Annotated in this window: 7 protein-coding genes; 4 read left to right on the top strand and 3 right to left on the bottom strand. The window is 59.6% G+C overall.

Annotation, left to right across the window (positions count from 1 at the left end; all coding sequences use genetic code 11):
• Positions 1 to 227 (top strand): hypothetical protein (locus AWT75_RS21670; RefSeq protein WP_204376909.1); only part of this gene is annotated, 227 nt, incomplete at its 5' end.
• 155 nt (positions 228 to 382) lie between these two features.
• On the opposite strand, the gene AWT75_RS08645 is transcribed toward AWT75_RS21670, so the two are convergent.
• On the bottom strand, positions 383 to 1,165 hold the full coding sequence (locus tag AWT75_RS08645) for a ferredoxin--NADP reductase (RefSeq protein ID WP_045846727.1): 783 nt from the start codon (positions 1,163 to 1,165) through the stop codon (positions 383 to 385).
• A 460-nt stretch (positions 1,166 to 1,625) separates the two neighbouring features.
• Here AWT75_RS08645 and AWT75_RS08640 point away from each other — a divergent pair, with 460 nt between their 5' ends.
• Positions 1,626 to 2,636: an isocitrate/isopropylmalate dehydrogenase family protein gene (locus AWT75_RS08640; protein WP_062788880.1), complete on the top strand. Its 1,011-nt coding sequence runs from the start codon at positions 1,626 to 1,628 to the stop codon at positions 2,634 to 2,636.
• Between the two features lie 666 nt (positions 2,637 to 3,302).
• Here the strand turns inward: AWT75_RS08640 and AWT75_RS08635 are convergent.
• Together AWT75_RS08635 and AWT75_RS08630 are read right to left on the bottom strand one after the other, a co-directional pair.
• Positions 3,303 to 4,340 (bottom strand): glycosyltransferase family 4 protein, encoded by a 1,038-nt coding sequence (locus tag AWT75_RS08635; RefSeq protein WP_062788879.1) that lies wholly within the window; start codon positions 4,338 to 4,340, stop codon positions 3,303 to 3,305.
• A complete protein-coding gene (locus AWT75_RS08630; protein ID WP_082696019.1) occupies positions 4,328 to 5,263 on the bottom strand; it encodes a UDP-2,3-diacylglucosamine diphosphatase in 936 nt (311 codons plus the stop codon). The genes AWT75_RS08635 and AWT75_RS08630 overlap by 13 nt, the downstream gene beginning before the upstream one ends.
• A 240-nt stretch (positions 5,264 to 5,503) precedes the next feature.
• On the opposite strand from AWT75_RS08630, the gene AWT75_RS08625 reads away from it, so the two are divergent.
• Both AWT75_RS08625 and AWT75_RS08620 read left to right on the top strand, forming a co-directional pair.
• A complete protein-coding gene (locus tag AWT75_RS08625; RefSeq protein ID WP_045846724.1) occupies positions 5,504 to 6,166 on the top strand; it encodes a response regulator in 663 nt (220 codons plus the stop codon).
• Complete coding sequence (locus AWT75_RS08620) at positions 6,163 to 7,524, top strand: ATP-binding protein (protein WP_062788878.1); 1,362 nt, start codon at positions 6,163 to 6,165, stop codon at positions 7,522 to 7,524. The genes AWT75_RS08625 and AWT75_RS08620 overlap by 4 nt, the downstream gene beginning before the upstream one ends.
• Positions 7,525 to 7,547: the final 23 nt, after the last annotated feature.

Here is a 7,547-nt window from a genome sequence, read left to right as displayed (position 1 = left end):
TAGACGCTTCCGCTCAGAAAGCCCAGGCTGCTGATGCTTCCGCACCGGCTAAAAAGGCTGCCAAAAAGCACCACGCTAAAAAGCATACTGCCAAGAAAGTAGAAGCTTCCGCTCAAAAAGCCCAGGCTGCTGACGCTTCCGCTCCGGCCAAGAAGCACGCTGCCAAAAAACATCACGCTAAAAAGCACGCTGCCAAGAAAGCCGCTCCGGCTTCCGCAGCAAACTAATCAGACGTCAGCGTCTGGCTCGCAATAAGAAAAGGGAGGCTTCGGCCTCCCTTTTTTGCATCTGCCATTTCCGCTGAGCCACTGCCGTGGTGTACCGGCAAAGAAAAACGCATCCGGCTGGATGGCGTTTTGTCATTTCCCAGGAAAAAGCGGAATCACTTTTCCACAAAAGCACGTTCGATGGCGTAGTCGCCCGGTTCGCCCATACGCGGCGATTCCTTGAAACCCATGCCATTCAGGATTTCGCACAGGTCGTGCAGCATGGACGGGCTACCGCAGATCAGCACGCGGTCGTTTTCCGGGTTCAGCTGCGGCAGGCCGATGTCGGCGCACATCTTGCCGTTGGTGATCAGGTCGGTCAGACGGCCCTGATTGCGGAACGGTTCGCGGGTAACGGTCGGGTAGTAAATCAGCTTTTCTTTCACGATATCGCCAAAGAACTCGTTTTCCGGCAGTTCTTTGGTGATGTAGTCGTGATAGCCCAGCTCATTCACCCAGCGTACGCCGTGGGTCAGGATGACTTTGTCGTAGCGCTCGTAGACTTCCGGGTCCTTGATGATGGACATGAACGGTGCCAGACCGGTACCGGTGGACAACAGATACAGGTTCTTGCCCGGCAGCAGGTTGTCTTGTACCAGGGTGCCTGTGGGCTTCTTGCTGATCAGTACGGTGTCGCCAACTTGCAGGTGTTGCAGTTTGGAGGTCAGCGGGCCGTCTTGTACCTTGATGCTGTAAAACTCCAGATGCTCTTCGTAGTTGGAGCTGACAATGGAGTAGGCACGCATCAGCGGCTTGCCGTTTACTTCCAGGCCGATCATGACGAATTGGCCATTGATGAAGCGCAGGCCGGCATCGCGGGTGCAGGTGAAGGTGAACAGGGTGTCGTTCCAGTGGTGAACCGACAATACCTTTTCAGCGGTCAAATTGGGGGAGGACATATAAATTGCTGCTCGCTATCCAATAGAAATCAAGGAATGAGTGGTTGCGGCGATTTTACCCTTTTCAGGGACGCTTGACTAAACATTGCTAGCTGTTCTCACTATGTCATTAAACATAATGATCAAATCGCCACGACGCAAAGCCTGCAACAGCTTTTGGCATGCTATGGCGGGCATACGGCGGGAAAGTCAACTGGAACAGGATGTTACCTTAAAGAGTGGGGCAGCCCTAACGATTTCTTTCCGCTGTGTTTATTCCTGTTTGTTCTTAGCAATGCGTTGATTTAGATCAGCGAATTGTATTGCGCGCTGCGCTAGTGCATAAAACTGTAGCCAGGCGGCTGTTGTCAGACAGTGTACAGCCAGATGCCGATTTGCCATTCTGATGTCATTTTTTTTGTATGGTGCAAAGCCGGACGCGTACAATCTGCTGTCCTGCTGACAGAAAGCGGAGCAAGCAATGAAGCTGTGTGTGATTCCCGGAGACGGGATCGGCCACGAGGTGGTTCCCGTTGCCGTGGGTGTGCTGCAAGCGGTGCTGCCAGGTTTGCAACTGGTGTTTGCCGATGCCGGCTGGGAAACCTTCCGGCGCCAGGGCAAGGCCTTGCCGGACAAGACGCTGGAGGCTGCGCGCGAGTGTGGTGCCGTGTTTTTCGGGGCGGTGAGTTCTCCCATGCAGCTGGTTGAAGGGTATCGCTCCCCCATTGTCCAGTTGCGGCGTGAACTCGGCTGTCATGCCAATATCCGTCCCACGCTCAGCCTGCCGCTGACAGTGTGCCGGCAGGGAATCGACCTGATCATCGTCCGGGAAAATACCGAAGACCTTTACGTTGGGGACGAGCAGTCCGATGGCGAAGTGGCGGTTGCCATCAAGCGCATCACGCGTACTGCATCACTCCGCGTTGCCAGAAGTGCGTTTGAACTGGCCAGACATGCCGGCCGCCAGCGCATCACCATCATCCACAAGGCAAATATCCTGCCACGCACCGATGGCCTGTTTCGCGACTGTGCCCGCGAGGTGGCGCGGGAATATCCGGAAATTGTCGTGGATGAAATGCTGGTGGATACCGCGGCCATGCGTCTGGCGCAGTCTCCGGAAAGCTTTGACATGCTGCTGGCGCCCAATCTGTACGGCGATATCCTGTCAGACCTGGTCGCCGCTTTTGCCGGTGGTTTGGGGCTGGCACCATCGCTGAATCTGGGCGTGACGGCCGCCATTGCCGAGCCGGTGCATGGTTCTGCCCCGGATATTGCCGGGCAGGGTATTGCCAATCCGCTGGCGGCCATTCTCAGTGCCGCCATGTTGCTGCGCATCTGGTGGCAGCGGGCTGATCTGGCCATGAGGGTGGAACAGGCGGTTCTGGCGACCCTGCAGGATGGCATTGCCACGCCGGATGTGATTTCGCCGGGGGTGAGTACGCAGCATCTGGCGCGGGCGGTGATCGACAGGTTGAAACAGGCGCAGGGATAGAGAAGCAGGAATAGAAAGAGGGCGGCTTGACCGGCCGCCCTCTGTGGTGTGTCACTGCATGCTTGAAAAGAAGGATTTGCGGGATAACGCAAACATCACATACAAGTCTTCACCCTGCCTGGCCCCGAACATGTCTGCCAACGATGTTCTTGACTGCAGCCTTGCAGGTCTACCAAAGAACAGGCTGTATGCACAGCACAAGATAAGCCTCAAACAACTGATGTTACGGTAGTGCTGCCCGGTTTCGTCTGGGCGGTAACATCATGCTCGCTACCTGTTACGGCAACGCAGAGGGGAATTTCTTCCCGGTTTACTCATCATGCTTTAGCAAAGTCTGTTGTTTCGTGTCTGGCGTACCGACTACCTGTCGTCTGATGCATCCGCAATGGACGCTTGCTGCGCTCCCGGGCAAGCTTGAACTGCCCGCCATCAGTCCTGAAAAGGCGATGGGTTCTGAACGCCGGTGTGAACAAGGTTGTCGGAATCCGGCCAATGACTCATCCCAAACCCTCCCTGTTACTGAATGATTTCAGTATAGGCCTGACATTGGCGGACTCAAGTTTTTTTTCGGTCCCGGTGCAGGTTTTTGTATGCCATTGTTCTGATTGTTTGCCAGCGAAGGCTTGGCCAGCGCTGCGATTTTGCAACGCAGGCCAGGCTGGCGACTCAGCCGGTCTGCGCTTCCAGCCTGGCCACTTGTGCTGGCTGATTGGGATGCAGGTGTCGCTCGAACTGACGGGTGGCGGCAGCCCAGGAATATCGCTCGGCCACGGTCCGCACATGCTCACGGTCCAGTTTGAGCGCTTCCAGACAAGCGTGACGCAGATCGTCGTGCAATACGCCAGCGCCGCTGTGGCCCACCACATCGCGCGGTCCGGCTACCGGATAAGCGGCTACCGGTGTGCCGCAGGCCATGGCTTCCAGCAGTACCAAGCCAAAGGTGTCGGTCAGGCTGGGGAAAACAAAGACATCCGCGGCGCGGTAGAAGCGGGCCAGCTCGGGCTGGGGAAACACACCGGCAAAGTGGACCTCCGGGTATTCGCGTTGCAGCCGGGACAGCAGCGGGCCATCCCCCACCACCCATTTGCTGCCGGGCAGGTCCAGTTTCAGGAAAGCCTCGATGTTTTTTTCCACCGCAACGCGCCCGATATAGACAAAGCGCGGCGCACGGCTTTCTTCCAGCCGGTCACGTTCACCTGGGCTGAACATGCCGATGTCCACGCCGCGGCTCCACAGCACCACCTTGTCAAAGCCGCGGGCACGCAGGTCGTCGGCAATGGACTGGGTGGGCACCATGGTGGCGGCACCGGCATTGTGGAAGCGACGCATCCAGGCATAGCTGATGGATAGCGGCAGGCGGGTGCGGGCGGCGATGTATTCCGGAAAACGGGTGTGATAAGCCGTGGTGAACAGTAGCTTGTGGCGCAGGCAGTAACGGCGGGCGGCCAGACCAAGCGGGCCTTCCGTGGCAATGTGGATGGCATGCGGCGCCAGTGCCGCGATGCGTTGTGCCACTTGGCGGTAAGGCAGGATGGACAGCCGGATGTCCGGGTAGGTGGGGCAGGGCAGGGTGTGGAATTCCAGCGGGGTGATCATTTCAACCTGATGCCCGAAGGCAGTCAGTTCGCGGCAGGTTTCGGTCAGGGTGCGGACTACGCCGTTGACCTGGGGCTGCCAGGCGTCGGTCACGATCAGGATGCGCATGGGGTCTCCTGGCTGGGGTCGGACTGCGAAGGGATGGTGTCGTGGTATTGCAGGGCCTGCGGGACGGGTATGCCGGGTTGGCCCAGCGGGCTGTGTTCAATGCCTGCTTGCGGTTTGTCCTGGGACGCGCGCACTTTCCGGCTGGTTTTTTCCGGCTGGCTCAGCAGCGTGGTCCAGTACACCACTTCCAGCCGGCCATCGGCATGTTCAACCAGGGCTGACAGGCTTTCCACCCAGTCGCCACTGTTGCCGTACAGTACCCCGTCGATGTCGCGGATTTCCGCCTTGTGGATGTGGCCGCAGATCACCCCGTCGTAATGGCGGCGGCGCGCTTCTCCGGCCAGGATTTTTTCAAAGTCACTGATGAAGTTCACCGCGTTCTTCACCTTGTGCTTGAGGTATTGCGACAGCGACCAGTAAGGCAGGTCCAGCTGTTTGCGTAGCCAGTTGAAGCCGCGATTCAGTTGCAGGATGACGGTGTAGAGCGAGTCGCCCACATAGGCCAGCCACTTGATGTGCTGGATGACGCCATCGAATTCATCGCCGTGGATGATGAGCAGGCGCTTGCCGTCGGCGGTGACATGTTCGGCTTCGCGCCGGATGGCGATGCCGCCAAAATCCAGCCCGGTGTAATGACGGGCGGCTTCGTCATGATTACCCGGTACGTACACCACCTGACAGCCCTTGCGCGCCTTGCGTAGTACTTTCTGCACCACGTCGTTGTGGCTTTGCTTCCAATACCAGGATTTCTTCAGCTGCCAGCCGTCTACGATATCGCCCACCAGATAGAGGTGGTCGGATTCGTTGTGCTTGAGAAAGTCCAGCAGATGGTCGGCGCGACAGCCGGCAGTGCCCAGATGGACGTCGGAAATCCAGATGGCGCGGTAGTGGCGCGGTCTGACAGTGTCGGTGGCGGGCTGCATATCGGGTCCGTTCTACCGTGGTGTACAGCGCCATGCTGCATGTGCCAGATGACGGGGCGATGAGGCTTTGGTGACGGCTGCATGACGCAGGCGGTTTAAGTCGGGTTTAAGGCAGTTGTGCTTTACTGGTGCAAGCCAGGCTGGGGCTCGCTTGATCAGCGCCATGGTTTTTGGGGGCGGGATCGTGTTGCAATAAGCCAGCCAGTCGGCTGTGATGGCGTTAGAGACAAGGAAATCAACATGCGCATACTGGTGGTGGAAGATGACCCGCTGATTGGCGATGGCCTGAAAATGGGACTGAGCCAGCTGGGCTTCGCAGTGGACTGGTTTCGGCAGGGGCGTGAAGGCCTGGCGGCACTGACTGCCGCCCCGTTTGATGCCGTGGTGCTGGACCTGGGCCTGCCGGGCATGGACGGCATGGATATCCTGACCGCCTGGCGCAAGGCCGGGCAGGATGTGCCGGTGCTGGTATTGACGGCGCGTGATGCACTGGATGACCGGCTCAAGGGGCTGGATGCCGGTGCCGATGACTATCTGGTCAAACCCTTTGCCCTCAGTGAAGTGGCTGCCCGGCTGCGTGCCTTGATTCGCCGCCGCCACGGCCAGACCAGCAATCGCCTGAGTCATGGCCGGGTGAGCATGGACCCGGTGGCGCGCACGGCCTGGCTGGGCGAGGTGCCATTGGAGCTGACCGCCCGTGAGCTGGCCTTGCTGGAGCTGCTGCTGTCCAGCAAGGACCGGGTGCTGCCGCGCGAGCTGATCGAAGAAAAACTGTATGGCTGGGGGCAGGAGCTGGAAAGCAATGCGGTGGAAGTGTATGTGCACCACCTGCGCAAGAAACTGGGCGCGGCATTCATCCGCACCCAGCGCGGGGTGGGCTATGCACTGGGTGAGCCGGCATGACACGCCAGCCTACCTTGCAACGGCGCCTGGCCATCCTGCTGCTGGTGACCGTGCCCCTGATCTGGCTGGTGTCCACCGGGGTGGCGGCCTATGTGGCGCACCACGAAGTGGACGAACTGTACGATACCCAACTGACCTTGTTTGCCCGCCAGTTGCTGATCGTGAACATGGGCGAGCATGGTGACGACCTGCCCTTGCTGCCCAAAACCAAAAAGCTGATCCGTGGCGGTGATCGCGGTGAAGCCGAGGACGACGACATCGGCCTTGCCGTGTGGAATGCCGAGGGCAACCTGCTGCTGAGCGATGGCAAGGGGCGGCGCTTTACCTTTGATGCCGGCCGGCGTGGCTTTTACAGCGTGCGCGGTGAGGACGGCAAGGATGAATGGCGTCTGTTTTATCTGCCTGCGCCGGATGGCACGCGACTGGTGGCCGTCGGTCAGCGACAGAAGCTGCGCCATGAGGTGGTCATCAAGGTAATAGAAGGGCAGCTGCTGCCCTGGTTGCTTGGGCTGCCGGTGCTGTTGTTGCTGATTTTGTGGGCCGTGCGTAAAGGCTTGCGGCCCTTGCAGCAGGTGGCTGGCGAACTGGGCCGGCGCAGTGCGCTGGACAGCACGCCATTGTCGGAAAACGTGCCCGGTGAAGTGCTGCCCATGGTGCAGGCACTCAATGCCCTGTTTGCCCGCATTGCCGAGGCCATGGAGCATGAACGGCGTTTTACCGCCGATGCCGCCCATGAGTTGCGCACTCCGCTGGCCGCCCTGCAGGTGCAGGCCGAGGTGATGGCACTGATGCCGGACGAAGCCGGACGACAACATGCCCTGCAGCAATTGCAGCTGGGCATACAGCGCGCCACCCGCCTGCTGGCGCAGCTGCTGGCACTCTCCCGGCTGGACCCCATGCAGGGATTGCCAAGCCGTCAGCCGGTGGACTGGCAGCAAGTCAGCCGTGATGCGCTAAGCGACGTGACTGCTGCCGCTGCCACAAAAGACACGGTGCTGGAAACCCACTGGCAAGCCAGCCCGGAAGCGGCATTGCCATTAAGCGGCGATGCCACCTTGCTGACGCTGTTATTGCGCAATCTGCTGGACAATGCGGTGCGCTACTGCCCGGCAGGCAGCCGGGTCGAACTACTGCTGTCGGCGGACGCAGTGGTGGTGCAGGACAATGGACCGGGCATTGAAGCCCAGTGGCTTTCACGGGTGCAGGAGCGTTTTTTCCGCCCGCCGGGGCAGGAAATGCCCGGTAGTGGGCTGGGTTTGTCGATTGTCGAGCGCATTGCCAGCTTGCACGGCCTGCGCATGCAACTGAGCAACCGGGATGAGGGCGGATTGCGTGTCACGCTGCGGCAGCAGGGGTGAGTCGCTGCGACAATCTGTCGCAT

Source organism: Aquitalea pelogenes (assembly GCF_001515305.1).
GTDB lineage: Bacteria > Pseudomonadota > Gammaproteobacteria > Burkholderiales > Chromobacteriaceae > Aquitalea > Aquitalea pelogenes.
The sequence above is the reverse complement of the archived record's forward strand: the minus strand, read 5'-3'. Positions and strand labels throughout refer to the sequence as shown.